The organism is Ruminococcus sp. XPD3002, from assembly GCA_900119535.1.
Lineage (GTDB): Bacteria > Bacillota > Clostridia > Oscillospirales > Ruminococcaceae > Ruminococcus > Ruminococcus flavefaciens_H.
The window spans coordinates 65,408-82,316 of record FPJT01000006.1; the positions used below are offsets into that span (position 1 = coordinate 65,408).

A 16,909-nucleotide genomic window follows, 5' to 3' on the forward strand; every position below is an offset into this window, starting at 1 on the left:
ACGAAAAAATCTGTTGCTATTGCAACAAATAAACCTCGGTTAACTAAATAATATCACCATAAAAAACGGCAGTTTAAAACTGCCGCGTTATATTTACTTAACTGCAAAATAAATAAGTACCAGTATTCCGAGTATTATTCTGTACCAGCCAAATGCCTTGAAATCATGTTTTTTGATGTAGCTCATAAGGAACTTGATAACAAAAAGTGATACAAGGAATGCAACTATCATACCTGTTGCAAGTATTGCTATCTCATGTCCGCTGAATCCTCCGTCGTACTTAACAAGCTTAAGAAGACTTGCACCGAACATTACAGGTATTGCAAGGTAGAATGTGAACTCAGCCGCAACAACTCTTGATATACCTATGAGAAGTGCTCCGACTATTGTTGCTCCCGAACGTGAAGTTCCGGGGAAAACAGCTGCGAGCACCTGGAATGCACCGATAATAAGTGCCGACTTGTATGTAAGTCCGTCAATAGAGTTAACTTTAGGCGTTCTGTTCTTGTTCCAGTTTTCAACGATTATGAATGCTATACCGAATACGATAAGAGCAATTGCAACAACCCACGGATTATAGAAATGTTCATCTACCCAGTCATCAAGAATAAGTCCGATAACTGCGGCAGGAAGACATGCCACGATAACCTTGAACCACATAACGAATATATCGGTCTTTACCATTTTTCCGAATGGTGTTTTGTTAAGCGGAGCGTTGTTGTTTTTTCGTCCAAAGGGCCAAAGTTTGTTCCAGAATATGACAACTACTGCAAGTATTGCGCCAAGCTGTATAACGACATCGAACATTTCCTTGAATTCTGAACTTACTTTCAGCTTTAGCAATTCGTCAACAAGAATAAGGTGACCCGTACTGCTTATTGGCAGCCATTCTGTAATACCCTCGACTATACCGAGGATTATGGCTTTGATTATCTCTGACATTTCATTAATTATCCTTTCTAAAGTAAAATACCAGTTAATTATATCACATATTTATACCTGTGTCAACTTTATAAGCTTGAATTTTCTCTTTGAAATTGTCAGAGTTCCGTTTTTTTTCAATTTTGCTATCTCACGCTGAAGTGCGCTCCTGTTCACGCAGAGATAATCCGACAGCGCAGTAGTGGAAAAAGGGATCTGAGGAACCTTACCTGAGGGGGTATTGTCCTCAGTTATCTGTAAAAAACTGATAAGTTTGTCCTCAATGGAACGCTGACTCAGCACCTCGATTCGTTCACTGAGAGATATGAGCTTTTCGGACATGAGCTTCAGCAGATTCTCAACAACACGTGAGTGGCATGAACAAGCATTTTCACAGCGCTTCAGTATCTCCTCACGCCTGAAGAACATTATCTCACAGTCTGTATCGGCAAATATCTGTATTACATTTCTATGAGAACCTGAAAAAGTAAAGAATTCACCGAAAACTCCCTGTTCATTAAGAGTTTCGATAATTGTCCTTACTCCATTGATATCATATCTTACAAGACAAGCCGAACCTTTCAGTATTATACCAACTTTACCTCTGAAATCGGACAAATCAGCAATACAGCTCCCCGAGCGGTACTTCTTTATCTCTGTATTGAAGCATGTTATCATTCTTTTACAGTCTTCATTATCTATCCCACTGAAAAGGATGTTATTTTCTGGTAACATAAATTTCACTCCTTGTTGCAATTGCAACAGTATTTTTTACATTTCTATGATACAATATACTCAAACAAAAGTCAAGTGTTTTGTTGGTTATTTTTTTGGAGGTGTTCTTAATGAAGGTCAACGTTATAGGTGAAAAGATCTCTCAGCAGGAGATCGATGCGTATATCGACTATGGAAAGAAAAAGTACAGTGATAAGGATATCACAGAAATGACTGTAAAAACTGACGGCGATTATGTTGATCTGCAGTTCAAATTTGCTGATATTCCCTTTGACAGAATAAGAAGGATCACAGGCTATCTTGTGGGAACTCTCGACAGATTCAATAACGGCAAGAGAGCTGAGGAGCACGACAGAGTCAAACACACGGTATAAGATGCAGGGAGACTGCTCCCTTGAAGTCTATATAAAATATTTTTTAATAATCGGAGGTAACTATTATGGCAAAGTTTGTATGTTCAGTATGCGGATATGTTCACGAAGGAGATGCACCACCTGAGAAATGTCCTCAGTGCGGAGTTCCTGCATCAAAGTTCAACGAGGTAAAGGAAGAGGGCGAACTCGTTTTCGCTTGCGAGCACGTTCTCGGCGTTGCTAAGGATTGCAACGATGCTGAAATATTAGAGGGACTTCGTTCAAACTTCAACGGCGAATGTTCAGAAGTAGGTATGTACCTTGCAATGGCAAGAGTTGCATACAGAGAAGGCTATCCTGAGATCGGTGCATACTGGGAGAAGGCTGCTTATGAAGAGGCAGAGCATGCTGCAAAGTTTGCTGAACTTCTCGGCGAGATCGTTTCCGACTCTACAAAGGTAAACCTTGAAAAGAGAGTTGCTGCAGAGCATGGTGCTACAGAGGGTAAGCTTCAGCTTGCTAAGAAGGCTAAGGAGCTCGGTCTTGATGCTATCCATGACACAGTTCATGAAATGGCTCGTGATGAGGCTCGCCACGGTAAGGCTTTTGCAGGTCTTCTTAAGAGATATTTCGGCTGATAAGTATACATTTAAATAATATGAGGGACTTCTTTAACGGAAGTCCCTCTTTTGTGTTATACGATATTGTTCTTTATTGCAAAAACTGCCAGCTGAGTTCTGTCCTTAAGATTTAGCTTGTCCAGAAGTCTTGATATACCGTTTCTTACCGTACCTTCCGCAAGAAAAAGCTTTGATGCTATTTCCTTATTATCGCAGCCTTCACATATAAGACGCAGAAGATCAGTCTCACGTTCGGTTAGATCAAAGTTCTTAGGCGGCTGCTGTACAACAACGTCCTGCTTTATCGATCGGAATATGTTGTCGCAGAATACGTTTATACCGCCGGCTACAGCCTTTATTGAATTGATTATCTTTTCGTTATCCATCTCTTTTAGTATGTATCCGTCCGCACCGCTTGAAACTGCTTTATCAACGGTCTCTTTGTCGTCAAATGTAGTCAGTACCAGAACTTTTATATCCTCAAAATTGTCCTTTATCTTCCTTATTCCGTATCCGCCGTCATATTCAGGCATCCGCATATCCATTAGCACCACATCAGGATGCATGCGTATACATAATTCATAGGCTTCCTTTCCGTTTGAAGCCTCCCCTATTACGTGTATTCCGCTGTCCTGAGAAAGAATTGCTTTAAGTCCGCTTCGCAGTATAGGTATATCATCGGCTATGATTACATTTATCATATTTTCACTCCTTTATTTATCGGTATTTTTATAACAGTTGAAAAACCTTCTCCTTCAACAGATGTGAATCTGACTGTTCCTCCGAGTTTTTCTGTACGTTCCCTTATTCCTCTGAGGCCGTTGTTTTCGTGTATCTCACCGCAGCCTCTGCCGTTATCCAGTATGTACAGTTCCAGTCTGTCATCAAGGAATTTCAGAATTACATCTATCCTGCTTGCATCGGAGTATCTGACTGTATTGGTAACAGTCTCGCGAAAACTGTCATATACTTCTCTTATACAAAACGAATATCGCTCGTCCTCCGTACCCTGTATGCACAAGTCTGTTTCAGTATTTCTCAGAGCGTCAAGAACAGTCCTGACTGCACCCGTTATACTCGTCATGAAGCTGTCCTCACGCAGATTATTTATGGTACATCTTAGCTGTGTTACACCGCTTCTTGAAAGTCCGTCTATCTCGGAAATGTACTCCTGAGTTTCGGAAATATCGGTGTTCTTATCTGAGATTCGCTGCTTAAGTATCCTTGCAAGGGAACTGATCATCGTAAAAGTATGTCCCGCAGAATCGTGCATTTCCTGAGCTATCCTGTTACGTTCCTGTTCGAGACTCAACTTCTTTTCAGCAGCTGCAAGGTCATAGAATTCGGTTATATCGTTTATCGTAACCACTTTTGCGACCTTGTTTCCGCTTTTCTCACATACATCAGAGAATACTACATTGTAGTACCCTGCACCGATATGAATATCAGCCGACTCCTTTGAATCTGTATCGTTTTCAGTATATTTGCCAAGGGCTTCGCAAAAACTGCTATAATCATTATACTGACCTTCAAGGAATTTCTCCGCATATTTGTTTCTGAACGACATTACGCCATCATTATCGAATACAAGCACTCCGCTTTTTATGTTATTGATAGTGTCATTAATAGCGATTCGGTTGATGTTCAGAAGTCCGTATCTGCTGAGTGCGAGAATGATCATCAATCCCGAAAAAGCGAAAAACAGCGGAGTAAGTTCGATACCGATATCTATGACATGTGTCAGCGTAAGTGTATTTATCGCAAGCGGAACAGCTGTAGAGAGTGTAAGAAGAGCCGCCTGACTTGTAGTCTGTTTGCTTTTCTGTGTCTGCTTCAGGCACAGAAGTGTTATTCCGGAGATTATGCACACGTAATAAATGATCTGGAAAATATAAAAGAATACTGCATACTCTATATGTCCGAATTCAAACATTGAATAATACAGTCCGTGTATAGGATTTGAGAGTACGATAAGGACTGCTGAAACAGATATGACAGGCAGTACGTACATAAGCTGTTTGTATTTTGCTCCTATTCCGGAAAATTCTGCCGAAAACATAAGCCATAGCGGTCCGAAGAAAGCTATTCCGACGTTTCCTATGAGATAGCTTATCCAGAGCTGATGTGTACTTTCGGAAAACAGTATAAGGAACTGAGAAATAAGCCATGCCACTACAGAACACTGACATAGTACGAATATACGTGTCATTCTGTTATTATTGCCCTTCCTAATTACCCATGTAATGGTTCCGCTCATACAAACAAGTCCGACAAGCAGCAGAATGACCGAAAATGCAGTTTTTACCATATCTCACCTCCTGATATTATAGATAATTATACCACATTCCTTTTGATTTGTAAATGATTCTTTGATTAAAAGCAAAAGGAGCGCTGATGCACTCCCTATACCCCGTATTTGATTTTGATACGTCCCAGTTTTTCACCGAAAGGTTTGGCAAGCACCACCAGAAACATTACATTTGATATCATGTATGAAAGAGTGTATGGAATTGCTGTTACGAGCGCTGAAAGATACAATCTGGTATCAAATCCGTTATTATACCACAGAACCGTCCATATATCCATGATAAAAGAGTAAGCTATACCTGCTGCTGCACCATAGATCAGAAGAAGCAGTTTATTGCGTTTAAGCGGTTCGGAAAGAAATCCTGCTATTAGCCCGATAAGTCCCCATGCAAGCATCTGGAATGCAGTCCAGGGACCGTGCCCAAAGTAGATGTTTGAAAGTATGGCAGTCATTGCACCTACAAGAAAACCTGATTCTCCGCCGAGATACAAGGCTGTTATTATTGTAAGTGCTGTTATTGGCTTAAGAAACGGAATAAACCTGCCAATAAAACAAAGTGCGGTCATGACCGCAGTAATAACAAGCCTTCTTGTACCGACCGATTTTTTTTCAAATCCTGATATAAAAACCATTAGTGCAAAGAAAGCCGCTGCAAGCGAAATAATTATATGTTTTTTCCTGTCAAATGCGATAGAACCGAAAAGCGCCAATGCAGGTATCACGAAAAACGGGACGGCTACGCGTATAAAACTGCGTACAGAACGATTCTTTATTACTATCATCCCGTTCTCCTTCCGTTTAACGTGCAGATCTCGACTGCATCTTCAAGAGTGACAATTTTATCGTAGACTCCGCGTGTTATCCTGCTTATAGCTGTAGTATAAAAAGTGTTCTCTGAGAAAAAGTCATCAGGCGTTCCCGAAGCTGCAATACGGCCATTGAAAAACATAGCACATCTGTCACTTGACATTGCTGCAAATTCAACATCATGGGTAACTGATACAACAGTAACATTTTTTTCTTTAAGATCATGAAGAACTCCTGATATTTTCTGCTTTGCAGCTGCATCAAGTCCCTTTGTCGGTTCATCAAGCAAAAGGAGATGCGGATTGGCTGCAAGCACTTTTGCAAGAGCAAGAAGCTGTTGTTCGCCGCCTGAAAGATCATATGGATGCTTTTCAAGCAGGTAAGAAAGATCAAATGGCAGATTTTTAATATCTGTACCAGAATCATCAAGTTCCTCTCTTACAGTATTTTTAAGAAATACAGTCTGGACGTCCTGCGGAAGCATTGCAAGACCATTCTTATAGAGTGAACGATTTTTGTATTCTTTGGTTTTCTTTCCGAAAATACGTATCTGTCCGTTGTATATCTTAACAAGATCGGCTGCCGCTTTCAGAAAAGTTGTCTTTCCTGCGCCGTTTCCACCTAATACGCTGAAAAGTTCTCCTTTATATACCGTAAGATCGAGTCCTTTGAGAATATCCCGTGAATCTCTGCTGTATCTGAAGGAAACGTCCTTGAATTCCAGTGCTTTTTCATCGCTGTGTCCGTATTTTCTCTGAGGCAGTGATCTTATTTCGTTTTTGTAATTGAACTCAATATAATCCTTGCCTTCTCTTATCGTCAGCGGTGATTCACTGCCGTTGTCAAGCTTATAGTAAAGCCTGGCAGCTGAGGGCATTCCCAATTGTACCTGTGGTAACTCTCTTATATATGGCGCTGCTTTTTTCGGTTCGTCAAAGTAAACCACCTTACCTTTATCCATTACCATAAGTCTGTCGCAAACGGGAACAAGTTCTTCAAGGCGGTGTTCAGATATTATTATCGTTATCGAAAACTCACGGTTAAGACGTTTGAGTGCAGCAATAAATTCAGAAGCTGCGATAGGATCGAGCTGTGAAGTTGGTTCGTCCAGTATAATGATATCAGGATGAACTGCAAGTATAGACGCAAGATTAAGAAGCTGTTTCTGTCCGCCTGAAAGTTCTTCCGTGTTCTTTTCATACCACTCTGACATTCCGAAGTAACTTGCTACTTCAGCTGTGCGTCTTGCTATCTCATCACGTTTAAACCCGAGGTTTTCAAGTCCGAAAGCAAGCTCATGCCAGACTTTATCCGTAACTATCTGCTGTTCAGGCCTCTGCATGACGAAACCGATGGCTGAAGCAGATGTTCTTTCATCCAGCTCATCAATATTTTTTTCGTTGTACTCTATCACGCCCTCTTTATCACCGAGTGGCGTAAGTTCGCGTTTAAGCATACGAAGAAGTGTAGTCTTTCCGCTGCCTGTAGCTCCGCAAAGTACAATGAACTCTCCCCTGCTGACAGAAAAAGTTATATCATCCAGAGCTTTGTTTCCGCACTGCGGATATGTGAAGCTCAGACCTTTGACATTAAGTATTTCCACCTGATATTCCCCCTTATCTCTATATATACAGGAAGCATCAGCAATATCCCGTACGCGATCGATCCGATGAGACCGATCGTATCATGTCCCGAATAAGAAACCGACGGATAAAAATTGAAATCAAGATGTCCTGAGGCACTCACGTAAATTACAATGATAAACAGCAATATATCGGTAATAAGCAATACGATGTCACTCCTTCCGAATCGGTAGTCCGAGAAGTTGGTTCTTTTACCTGTACCGTAACCTCTTGCTGACATACTGTCCGCAGTTGTTATGCCGTTTTCAAGTGCCCATGTAACTACGATCGAGAAAACCCTCATGTTGCTCCTGATATCATCTATGATATTGTCATCGCTATATAATCCCATTGCTTTCTGTGCATCCTTTACTCGCTCTGCCTGATTGCGGAACATCGGTATGAACCTGAGTGCCATTGATAAGATCAGGGACAGTTTAGGCGAGAAGATACCGAAAACATAGAGCAGTTTATCGCTTGTCATTATCTGAGTGAACGACCTGAACCAGTAAAGAACGCCTACGATCATCATCGCCGAGTTGATACCGTAGAGGAACGCCTCCAGCGTTACAGGATTGTTATTGATGACAAAAAGTACTGTTACTCCGTTATGCGAAACAAGCGGATTTGCAACTGCAAGTATTACGAATAACATGGCGAAAAACAGGTGCGACCTGATATGCTTCTTTCCGTTTCGTATAATATAAAAAAGGATACCGGTGATAAACGTCAGAAAAACAACAACAGGATGAACACTGAACATGGCTATTACAATGACTGATAAAAAGAAAACGGTTATTACAAAAGGCTCGTATTCTTCAAATCTACGCATCCTATTCTTCCTCCAGATCGTAACCGAGTTCGCAGGTATACAGCCATTCTATCTCATCACCGTCTTTAAGGATGTACTCTCCGCAATTGACTGAGGGTGAAACGCCGTTTACGTGGTATATCCAACCCGACAACTCCCCGTACTGCATTTCATAGAGATAGTTTATAGCGGAAATATATACCATTCCATGTGCATTTCCCGCACTTCCCGAGTTCTCAACCTGTATTCCGTAAACCTGAGCGGCTTCGTTAAGGATATCATATACTGTATCGCCCTCTTCGATATCAAATGAAGTGACGTCAAGTATAGTTCCGTCCTCGGGAATATACTCCGAATCAGCCTTATCCTTTATTGTATCGCATCTTATTGAAAGTGTGACCGTACCTACCGAGTCAGTTTTGACGGTAGATGTACCATTATAGTAGTCGCTTGCAGACTGAATGTCGGTGAAATGGATAAAAGCCACTACGCCAACTGCAACTGCTCCAACTGCGATAAAATTCTTCGGATGACGTTTTCCAGCAGCAAATAATACTGCGCTTATGAGAACTGCTGCTCCGCAAGTTATGAGCATAGCAATACCTTTGTAACCTCCGCTTCCTGTGTTTGGAGTAATTGCAGAAGTTACAATACTGTTTGTGCGGAATGTTGTGTTTGTTGAAGTTTTTGCAGTGAAATTCAAAGATGTTGTATTTACAGTTGCAAGAGTACTCTGATAAGAAGAGCTTACTAATGTAACTGATGAGCTAACAGTTGTCGGTGAAGTTTTTTCCGTTTTTGCTGTTGTTGAACGAACCGATTCCTGGTTTTTTTCATCGCCTGATGCATCCGTTTCAGATACAGTTACTTCACTGCTGTCTGTATTCCGGGGTTTGTCGTTAATATCACTGTTTTTATCCTGAACAGGCTTCTTTCCGTCACCTGTATGGTCATCCATTACATAAAGCGGACTCTTGCCTTCGGACATACGGATATATGATACAAGCGAATACATTGCCTGAACAGTTGCACTTTCATTCTGAGGTCCACCAAGGGTGTGACAGAAGCTTCCATCGGCATTTCTGAACTTAAGAATACCGTCTATGACAGTATTGCCGTTTTTTATGAACCTTTCATCAGACTGACAGTCAACTCCCATTGAAGAAAGCGCCAGAAGTACCTGTGCCGCACTTTCGGGATTATCTGTACCAAAGCTTGTATAACCTCCGTCATCGTTCTGTTGCGAAGACAGGAAATCGAATCCTCGTTCAACCGCATCATATACGTCCTGACGTTCAGCGTGTGGAGCGAGGGCGGTTATCGTCATAGCGGTAACGTCGATATCGCCGTACTTGCCCATTATAGCCCAGCCGCCGTCCTCAAACTGAGACGAAAGTAGTTCATTGACAACAATGTCCGTATCGTACAGGTTTCCCGTAAATCCGTTGTTAAGTAAATGAAGTCCATATATCCAGCTCATAAGTCCAAGCTGATCGATCGAATCGTCTATAGTACGTGATATATACTCATTTGTACTGCCTGAAGCTATAAGTGCAAGTGCAAGTTTTTCCCTGCCTGTAGCTGAAGATACATTCGTATTTTCAGCATATCTTTCCAGTGCATCACGGTAAGAAGACATATCATAGCTTCCGTACTGAGCGATAGTTATTGCATACCACTCAGATGAAGTGCCTGCGCCGTTTGTGACAGGTCCGTCAATCCAATCCTGTATGTCACTGCTTCCACTTTCATCAAGCTTATATGAAACGATACCGTCGACGAGGGATCGTATCTCATCGACGGTATGCTCTGATGCGGATGCGTTCATTCCGACGCATCCAATGCACATTAAAAATACAGTAAATATTATTACGGACCTGCTGAGAAAATTATTCCTCATTGCGGCGTCTTGATACTAAAAATGCAGCTGAGGATACACCGATAACTGCCATTACTGCGCCTACGCCGTTGTCGCCTGTCTTAGGGCTTGATGACTTTGAAGTTGTCTTGGCTGTAGTTTTGGCAGTTGTCTTTGCAGTGGTTTTAGCTGTTGTAGTTGTGGTCATTGCTGCTTCTGTTGTAGCCTCTGTAGTTTCAGCTTCTGTAGGTGCTTCAGTCTCCGGCTCTGTAGGAGCTTCTGTAGCTTCCTGTACTTCGCCTACTACTGCAACAGATACAGGTGCAACGAGATTGAGTGTCTCGGATTTTGCGCTGATTATGTATTTTCCGTCATTGTCGATCTTTATTGTTACATTACCATCCTTATCTGTAACAAAATCTGTTGTTTCACCGTTTAATGTGATAACTGCTCCCTCAACCGCTTCGGAAACAGGGTTGCCGTCCGGACCAAATGAGATATGTTGGAGATTAAGAAGAATATCTGAGCCTGCATCATATTTATGATCAGCTACATCAAAGAAGCTGTATGTATCGGAATATGTTTTTGTATCTGTGTATATGTAACCATTGAGATAATCGTCATTTTTTATCTCATCATTAAGTGACATTGCCATGTTGTTGTTGAGATAGAAACCATAGCTTCCTCCATTCTCAACGCCCCAGAGCTTGTCGAGCCATACGCCTGTATCAACCGCATGTGATGCATAACCTGCTTCTGCTCCGCCTTCAAAGAATTTATCATGAGTTGTGATAAATGCATCATTTATGGTGAGCTTACCGTCGTTATCTGCGTCAGAAACAGATACTTCTTCCTGTGCAACTACGATAGCACCCTTGTCATCAACGATGCTGACCTTGACGTTAACTGCATTATCTTCTGCAAATGCGTTTGTTCCTGCAAGTGATGCTGCCATTATAGCGGCAGCTGTAAAAGTGATCAATTTTTTCATTACATACCTCTCCTTAATAACATGGAAACAAATACGCTGAAGAATTTGTCAGGATGTACCCTGTACAAAAAGAAAAGCTTTTTTGCTGTACACAAAAAAGCGCTATTCCGCTGTAAAAACATCGGAACATAAAAATATACGGCTGCGCTTTTCGTTTCCAAAAACGTTTTGACCTGCTTTGTCTGACGAGCGACCCGACTCGTGCATACGCACTCACGGTAGTGAACGCTGCGACGGATTTTCACCGTACTTCCCTCTTTCAGATAGCTTTTTTAATAATGTAAATTATAGCACCATTTTTCAGCGATGTCAAGCCTGAAAATACCTGTTATAGGATTATTTGCGTAATTTGTTGAATTATAATAAAAAGAGTACAGCTATACCGTACTCTTTTTAGGTTATTCCTCATTATCAAGCTCATCAAACATGTTGATCATAGTCGGATTGTCCTTAGCCAGCGATTTGATTGTGAGCTGTGACTGTGCCTTATCATTTGCAAGTCTCAGATTATTCAGGGACTTCTGAAGATTATCCTTTACCTTGTTAAGATGATCTATAGTCTTGTCGATCTCTTCTATAGCTGTGTTGAACTGCTTTCCTGCAAGATTATAATTTCTCGAAAAATCAGTCTTGAATTTGTCGATACGCTCTTCAAAGTGAGTTATATCTATCTCCTGATTCATCTTTTCAGCAAGAAGTCGTTTATACTCCATAGAATTCAGAGCTGCATTTCTAAGTACAGTTATCATTGGTATGAAAAACTGCGGACGTATAACATACATTTTCTCAAAGTCATACGATACATCCACGATACCCTGATTGTAGAGCTCACTGTCAGCTTCAAGCATGGAAACAAGGACTGCGTACTCGCACTTTTTGTTTTTCCTGTCCTTGTCAAGCTTTGCGAAAAAGTCCTCATTCTTGTGCTTTGTAGCTGTTGTATCCATTTCGTTTTTCATTTCAAACATAATGGATATAAGTTCGTTGCCGCTTTCGTCCTTTTCGCGGTATATGTAGTCGCCTTTGCTGCCTTCCTTTACATCGTTGTCCTTACCGAATTCAGCGTTTCTGAAAGCAGTGGCTCTGATCATATTAAAGGAGTTCTCGCAGTGCTGTTCAAGCGTTTCGCCTATCATTTTTGTAGACATTTTCGTTTTCAAGTCCTTATAATAGTCGATACTCTCCTGCTGAAGTTTGAACTTAGCCTCATATTCGGCTTTCTGTGCAATAAGGCGGTTTTCGACCTCTGATACAGCGGTTTTCAGTTCGAGCTCATTCTTATTTGCAGCATTTTCCTTCTCCATGTTAAGGCGGAGTATTTCTTCACGTTTGCTGCTGAGTTCTCTTTCAGCATCAGACAGCAGTTTGTCATACTTCTTTCTTTCAGCATTTAAAGCGTCATTAACAGCTATGGTTTTGTCAGCATCCTTCTGGTCTATTGCAGCTTTTGCACGTTCAAGCTCAATATTAAGTCTGCTGATCTCTTCGTTCTTTGCAGATACAGCCTTACCGACTTCCGCAGTCTGATTTGCAGCAGCAGACTCCGCAAGATTTTTAAGTTTTTCTTCAAGCTTTACTATCTCGCTTTCCTTCTCTGCAACAGCTTTCTGTACCTGATTATCAAATTCCAGTTCTTTTTGTTCAATCTCCGCTTTAGCTTTTGCAAGTTCGATATTGAGTTTGCTTATCTCATCATTTTTTTCGGAAACCGCTTTTCCAACTTCTGCTGTCTGATTTGCAGCTGCTGACTCAGCAAGATTCTTAAGTTTCTCTTCAAGCTTTACTATCTCGCTTTCCTTCTCTGCAACAGCTTTCTGTACCTGATTATCAAATTCAAGTTCTTTCTGTCCGATCTCTGCTTTAGCCTTTGCCAATTCGATATTCAGTTTATTTATTTCGTCGTCCTTTTCTGCCTTGGCTTCGCTTAATTTCAGTTCAACTTCCTTGCGGCGGTTTTCTTCCAGCATTTCAAGCTGCTTGTGTACTTCCTTGTCAAATTCCTTAGTGCGGACCTGATTCATAATATCAGCGTAACCCGAATTATCAAGTTCAAAAGATTTTCCACAGTGCGGACATATTATCTCATTCATATGATTCCCTCCCTTATGGGTATATATTTATATAGTATATTATAGGACAATCTGTCCTAAATGTCAAGCATTATTTAATCCGAGCTGCCAGAAGGCAACCGCACTCGCAGCTGCAACGTTAAGCGAATCAACTCCATGTGCCATTGGTATGCATACTGTATAATCAGCTGTATTTATCGTCTCGTTTGAAAGTCCGTCACCTTCAGCGCCAAGTATGACAGCAAGTTTTTCTTCGGACATAAGATTCCTGTCATTGATATTTACCGAATCTTCACGAAGTGCCATTGCTGCTGTTCTGAAACCAAGTCTGTGAAAGAAATCGGTATCAACGGTATCGGAATCAAGATAAGTCCATTCGATCTGGAAAACCGTTCCCATACTTACACGAGTTGAACGTCTGTAAAGAGGATCACAACATCCTTTTGTAAGAAGCACAGCTTCCATGTTCAGTGCTGCAGCAGATCTGAATATAGCTCCTATATTAGTGGGATTAACTACGTTTTCAAGTACAGCAATACGGGTTTTATTACGGCAAAGTTCCTCAACGAAAGAAAAATTTTTCCTTCTGAAAACGCAAAGTGCTCCTCTGATAAGCTTGAAACCCGTAAGACTTACTATAGTGTCCGTATCTCCTGTATATAAAGGTATGTCTCCGCACAGTTCAAGCAGTCCGTCATTATCACGGCTGATATCATCACGCTCCATAAGCAGCGATATTGGTTCATAACCTGCGTTAAGTGCGCGGATAATTACTTTCGGACTCTCTGCTATAAAAACTCCTTCCTGCGGTTCAAACCAGTGCAGAAGCTGCGGCTCAGAGTTACATGAAAAGAACTGTAATTCAGGTGCATTAATGTCGTTTATTTCTCTTATTTCAGGCATAATTATCCTCCGTCTTTCCAAAATATAATTGGCATAAATATATTATAACATATATATCACCTATCATCAAGAAAAAATATTCAGAAAAGGTATTGACAAACCGATAATTGGGTGATATAATATATACATATCAAACAGATAGGAAATATGGGTATAAAAATCATGTATAAGTCAAGGAGATGTATACTATGTTTATTTATTCTTCACGATGTTGGCACTAATTCTGACAAAAGCTCACATCATTTAAAAAATATTTCAAAAGGAGTTAATTATTATGGCTATTTATAAGAATATAACAGATCTCATTGGAAATACACCTATTCTCGAATTAACAAATACAGAGAAAAACAACGATCTCGAGGCTACTATCCTCGCAAAATTAGAATATTTCAATCCCGCAGGCAGTGTAAAGGACAGAATCGCCAAGGCTATGATCGATGACGCAGAATCTAAGGGACTTCTCAAAGAAGGAAGCGTTATTATAGAACCTACAAGCGGTAATACAGGCATCGGACTTGCTTCTGTTGCAGCTTCACGCGGATACCGTCTTATCATTACAATGCCTGAGACCATGAGCGTTGAGCGTCGTAATCTGATGAAGGCATATGGTGCAGAACTCGTTCTTACCGACGGCTCAAAGGGCATGAAGGGTGCTATCGCTAAGGCTTCTGAGCTTGCTGAAGAAATTCCAGACAGCTTTATCCCCTCTCAGTTCACAAACCCTGCTAACCCTGCTATCCACCAGAAAACTACCGGCGTCGAGATCTGGGATGCAACTGACGGAAAAGTTGATATTTTCGTTGCAGGCGTTGGTACAGGCGGTACACTCAGCGGTGTAGGTGCATACCTTAAATCCAAGAATCCTGATGTAAAGATAGTTGCTGTAGAGCCTAAGAGCTCGCCTGTTCTTTCTGAAGGCAAAGCAGGTCCGCATAAGATACAGGGAATCGGTGCAGGCTTTGTTCCTGATACTCTCAATACAGAGATATATGACGAGATCATTACTGTTGAAAATGAAGACGCATTCGATACAGGCCGTTCGATAGCAAGAAGCGAAGGCGTTCTTGTCGGTATTTCGTCAGGTGCAGCAGTATGGGCTGCTATACAGCTTGCAAAGCGTCCTGAGAACAAGGGTAAGACTATCGTAGCACTTCTTCCTGATACAGGTGAGCGTTACCTGTCAACTCCTATGTTTGAATAATAATAGTAAAGGGACTGAATCATCAGTCCCTTTTTTATATATTGTTTTATATGCAGTAATCGAATCCGCTCTGTTCGGATATCTTTTCAACTATTTCACTTATCGTGATATTATCAAGATAATCTGTTATTGTTTTGAAGAGACCTTCCCATATATATAATGTAGAACAGCTCTCCTGTCTCGGGCAAGTGTTCGGATTATCGTCAAGACATGATACAGGCGCAAGGCTTCCTTCTGTTGCTCTGAGTATATCACCTACACTCAGCTGCTCGGGAGATTTTGCCAGCGCATATCCGCCTTTATTTCCGCGATTAGTACGCAGAATACCGCTTTTATTCAGCATCGGCACTATCTGTTCCAGGTATTTTTTTGATATTTCCTGACGCTCTGCAATATCCTTAAGTGAAACGAAACCGTCATCCTGATGAAGGGCGAGGTCGATTATCATACGAAGAGCGTATCTTCCTTTTGTTGAGATCTTCATGGCTGTTCTCCTTATAATGATGTTATAATACTATTATACCATAGGTTTAATATGTTTTCAAGTCTTTTCTTGGAAAAAAGTCGATTTTTTAAAGAAAACGGGACTCTGTCAGCAGATAATCGCTTACAGAGTCCCGAATTTATATAACTATATCATGATTTTATGGATTTGGTTTATTTGCTACTGCCTGTCTTAAAAGAATGAGGTCGAAAGCATTAACTTTCTCGTCATCGTTCATATCAGCATAATAGAACAGGCTCTTGTTGAAGTCATTGTTGTTCAGGAGATATTTCTGGAGCGCAACAAGATCTGCTACAGTCAACAGATTATCAAAGTTGAGATCGCCTTTGAGTACATCTGTGCTCTCCATTTTCCAGATGCCCTTTTCAGTATAACCGTCTATAGTTCCATCTGTTATAATACCATTGAATACGGCGAAATCAAAGTTATTCGGTCGTTCAATCCATTCATTTCCTTTTATGTATATTTTTCCAGACTTTTCATCTATATTTCCTTTGAAGTAATAGCTGCCGTCAACAGCAAACTGAGCATCAGCTTTATCGGAAGGAGATATGATGCCGGTTCCTTTTATTTCGCCGTTATCAGTTATTTCTGTAATCGAGAACTTTATATTTCTTCTGACTATATCGTCGTCCCAATATCCGTCATATTCTCCATACCAGTTGCGACTAACTTTTGAAATATCTATAGAATAATCAATGCACTCATCTGACGCCTTCTTGATTGTAAATGTTTTTTCTTTATTGTCTGCAAGCAATCCTGTTATCGTTTTTTCTTCGGGATCATAGTTTCCATTGAATTCAGAGAATCCCCAGCCATTTACATTAATTATCCAATCGGTTCCTTTTAGTTTAAATCCTCCTGTCTGAAAATCGAATGAACCTTTAAAAAAATATCTCTCATTTTCAGAAGATGATATATTCGCTATACCACTAAAAGTGCCTTTTTCGTCACACTGATCTACGCTGAAAAGAATAGTTCTTTCAACCAAGGTATCATTAGAACCACCTGTATTTCCAACATATGAACCTTCCCATACACCGATAATTGTTTCTGCACTGTAGGAAGCAGTTTCGGCAGTCTCTTCACTTGTTGTTGCAGTGTCTGCTTCTGCGGCAAAAGCTGTGAAGCTTCCGCATGATAACATCATTGCGGCTGCTGTAACTGCACTTAAAAAAACTCTCTTTTTCATTATTCTTTTCCTC

Annotated in this window: 16 protein-coding genes; 3 read left to right on the forward strand and 13 right to left on the reverse strand. The window is 40.8% G+C overall.

The window, feature by feature from the left end:
* Positions 1-93: 93 nt before the first annotated feature.
* Together BT127_RS06815 and BT127_RS06820 are read right to left on the reverse strand one after the other, a co-directional pair.
* Positions 94-942, reverse strand: a complete 849-nt coding sequence (locus BT127_RS06815; protein ID WP_075424282.1) for an undecaprenyl-diphosphate phosphatase — start codon at positions 940-942, stop codon at positions 94-96.
* Between the two features lie 51 nt (positions 943-993).
* A complete protein-coding gene (locus BT127_RS06820; protein ID WP_075424283.1) occupies positions 994-1,656 on the reverse strand; it encodes a Crp/Fnr family transcriptional regulator in 663 nt (220 codons plus the stop codon).
* A 110-nt stretch (positions 1,657-1,766) separates the two neighbouring features.
* On the opposite strand from BT127_RS06820, the gene nrdD reads away from it, so the two are divergent.
* Both nrdD and BT127_RS06830 read left to right on the forward strand, forming a co-directional pair.
* Positions 1,767-2,030, forward strand: a complete 264-nt coding sequence (gene nrdD, locus BT127_RS06825; protein WP_075424284.1) for an anaerobic ribonucleoside-triphosphate reductase — start codon at positions 1,767-1,769, stop codon at positions 2,028-2,030.
* A 65-nt stretch (positions 2,031-2,095) separates the two neighbouring features.
* Positions 2,096-2,647: an NADH peroxidase gene (locus tag BT127_RS06830; RefSeq protein WP_075424285.1), complete on the forward strand. Its 552-nt coding sequence runs from the start codon at positions 2,096-2,098 to the stop codon at positions 2,645-2,647.
* Positions 2,648-2,703: 56 nt separating this feature from the next.
* On the opposite strand, the gene BT127_RS06835 is transcribed toward BT127_RS06830, so the two are convergent.
* The 9 genes from BT127_RS06835 to BT127_RS06875 form a co-directional block, all read right to left on the reverse strand.
* A complete protein-coding gene (locus BT127_RS06835; protein ID WP_075424286.1) occupies positions 2,704-3,330 on the reverse strand; it encodes a response regulator in 627 nt (208 codons plus the stop codon).
* A complete protein-coding gene (locus BT127_RS06840; RefSeq protein ID WP_075424287.1) occupies positions 3,327-4,937 on the reverse strand; it encodes a sensor histidine kinase in 1,611 nt (536 codons plus the stop codon). Before BT127_RS06840 ends, BT127_RS06835 begins: the two co-directional genes overlap by 4 nt.
* A 95-nt stretch (positions 4,938-5,032) precedes the next feature.
* Complete coding sequence (locus tag BT127_RS06845; protein ID WP_082334937.1) at positions 5,033-5,719, reverse strand: ECF transporter S component; 687 nt, start codon at positions 5,717-5,719, stop codon at positions 5,033-5,035.
* Positions 5,716-7,347, reverse strand: coding sequence for an ABC transporter ATP-binding protein (locus tag BT127_RS06850; protein ID WP_075424288.1), 1,632 nt, complete (start codon positions 7,345-7,347; stop codon positions 5,716-5,718). Before BT127_RS06850 ends, BT127_RS06845 begins: the two co-directional genes overlap by 4 nt.
* Positions 7,320-8,198: an energy-coupling factor transporter transmembrane component T gene (locus BT127_RS06855; protein ID WP_075424289.1), complete on the reverse strand. Its 879-nt coding sequence runs from the start codon at positions 8,196-8,198 to the stop codon at positions 7,320-7,322. Before BT127_RS06855 ends, BT127_RS06850 begins: the two co-directional genes overlap by 28 nt.
* 1 nt (position 8,199) lies before the next feature.
* Entirely contained in the window at positions 8,200-10,005 is a 1,806-nt protein-coding gene (locus BT127_RS06860; RefSeq protein WP_175541928.1) for a DUF4430 domain-containing protein, read from the reverse strand.
* 61 nt (positions 10,006-10,066) lie between these two features.
* Positions 10,067-11,026, reverse strand: a complete 960-nt coding sequence (locus tag BT127_RS06865) for an NPXTG-anchored protein (RefSeq protein WP_075424291.1) — start codon at positions 11,024-11,026, stop codon at positions 10,067-10,069.
* Between the two features lie 398 nt (positions 11,027-11,424).
* Positions 11,425-13,116 (reverse strand): DUF2130 domain-containing protein, encoded by a 1,692-nt coding sequence (locus BT127_RS06870; RefSeq protein ID WP_075424292.1) that lies wholly within the window; start codon positions 13,114-13,116, stop codon positions 11,425-11,427.
* Positions 13,117-13,179: 63 nt separating this feature from the next.
* Positions 13,180-13,998 carry a TrmH family RNA methyltransferase gene (locus tag BT127_RS06875; protein ID WP_075424293.1) on the reverse strand — a complete coding sequence of 273 codons (819 nt, stop codon included), beginning with the start codon at positions 13,996-13,998 and terminating at the stop codon, positions 13,180-13,182.
* 274 nt (positions 13,999-14,272) lie between these two features.
* On the opposite strand from BT127_RS06875, the gene cysK reads away from it, so the two are divergent.
* Positions 14,273-15,199: a cysteine synthase A gene (gene cysK / locus BT127_RS06880; protein WP_075424294.1), complete on the forward strand. Its 927-nt coding sequence runs from the start codon at positions 14,273-14,275 to the stop codon at positions 15,197-15,199.
* A gap of 46 nt (positions 15,200-15,245) precedes the next feature.
* Here cysK and BT127_RS06885 read toward each other — a convergent pair whose 3' ends face one another.
* Positions 15,246-15,683, reverse strand: coding sequence for an RrF2 family transcriptional regulator (locus tag BT127_RS06885; protein WP_075424295.1), 438 nt, complete (start codon positions 15,681-15,683; stop codon positions 15,246-15,248).
* A 160-nt stretch (positions 15,684-15,843) separates the two neighbouring features.
* Entirely contained in the window at positions 15,844-16,896 is a 1,053-nt protein-coding gene (locus tag BT127_RS06890; protein ID WP_075424296.1) for a dockerin type I repeat-containing protein, read from the reverse strand.
* Between the last annotated feature and the right edge of the window lie 13 nt (positions 16,897-16,909).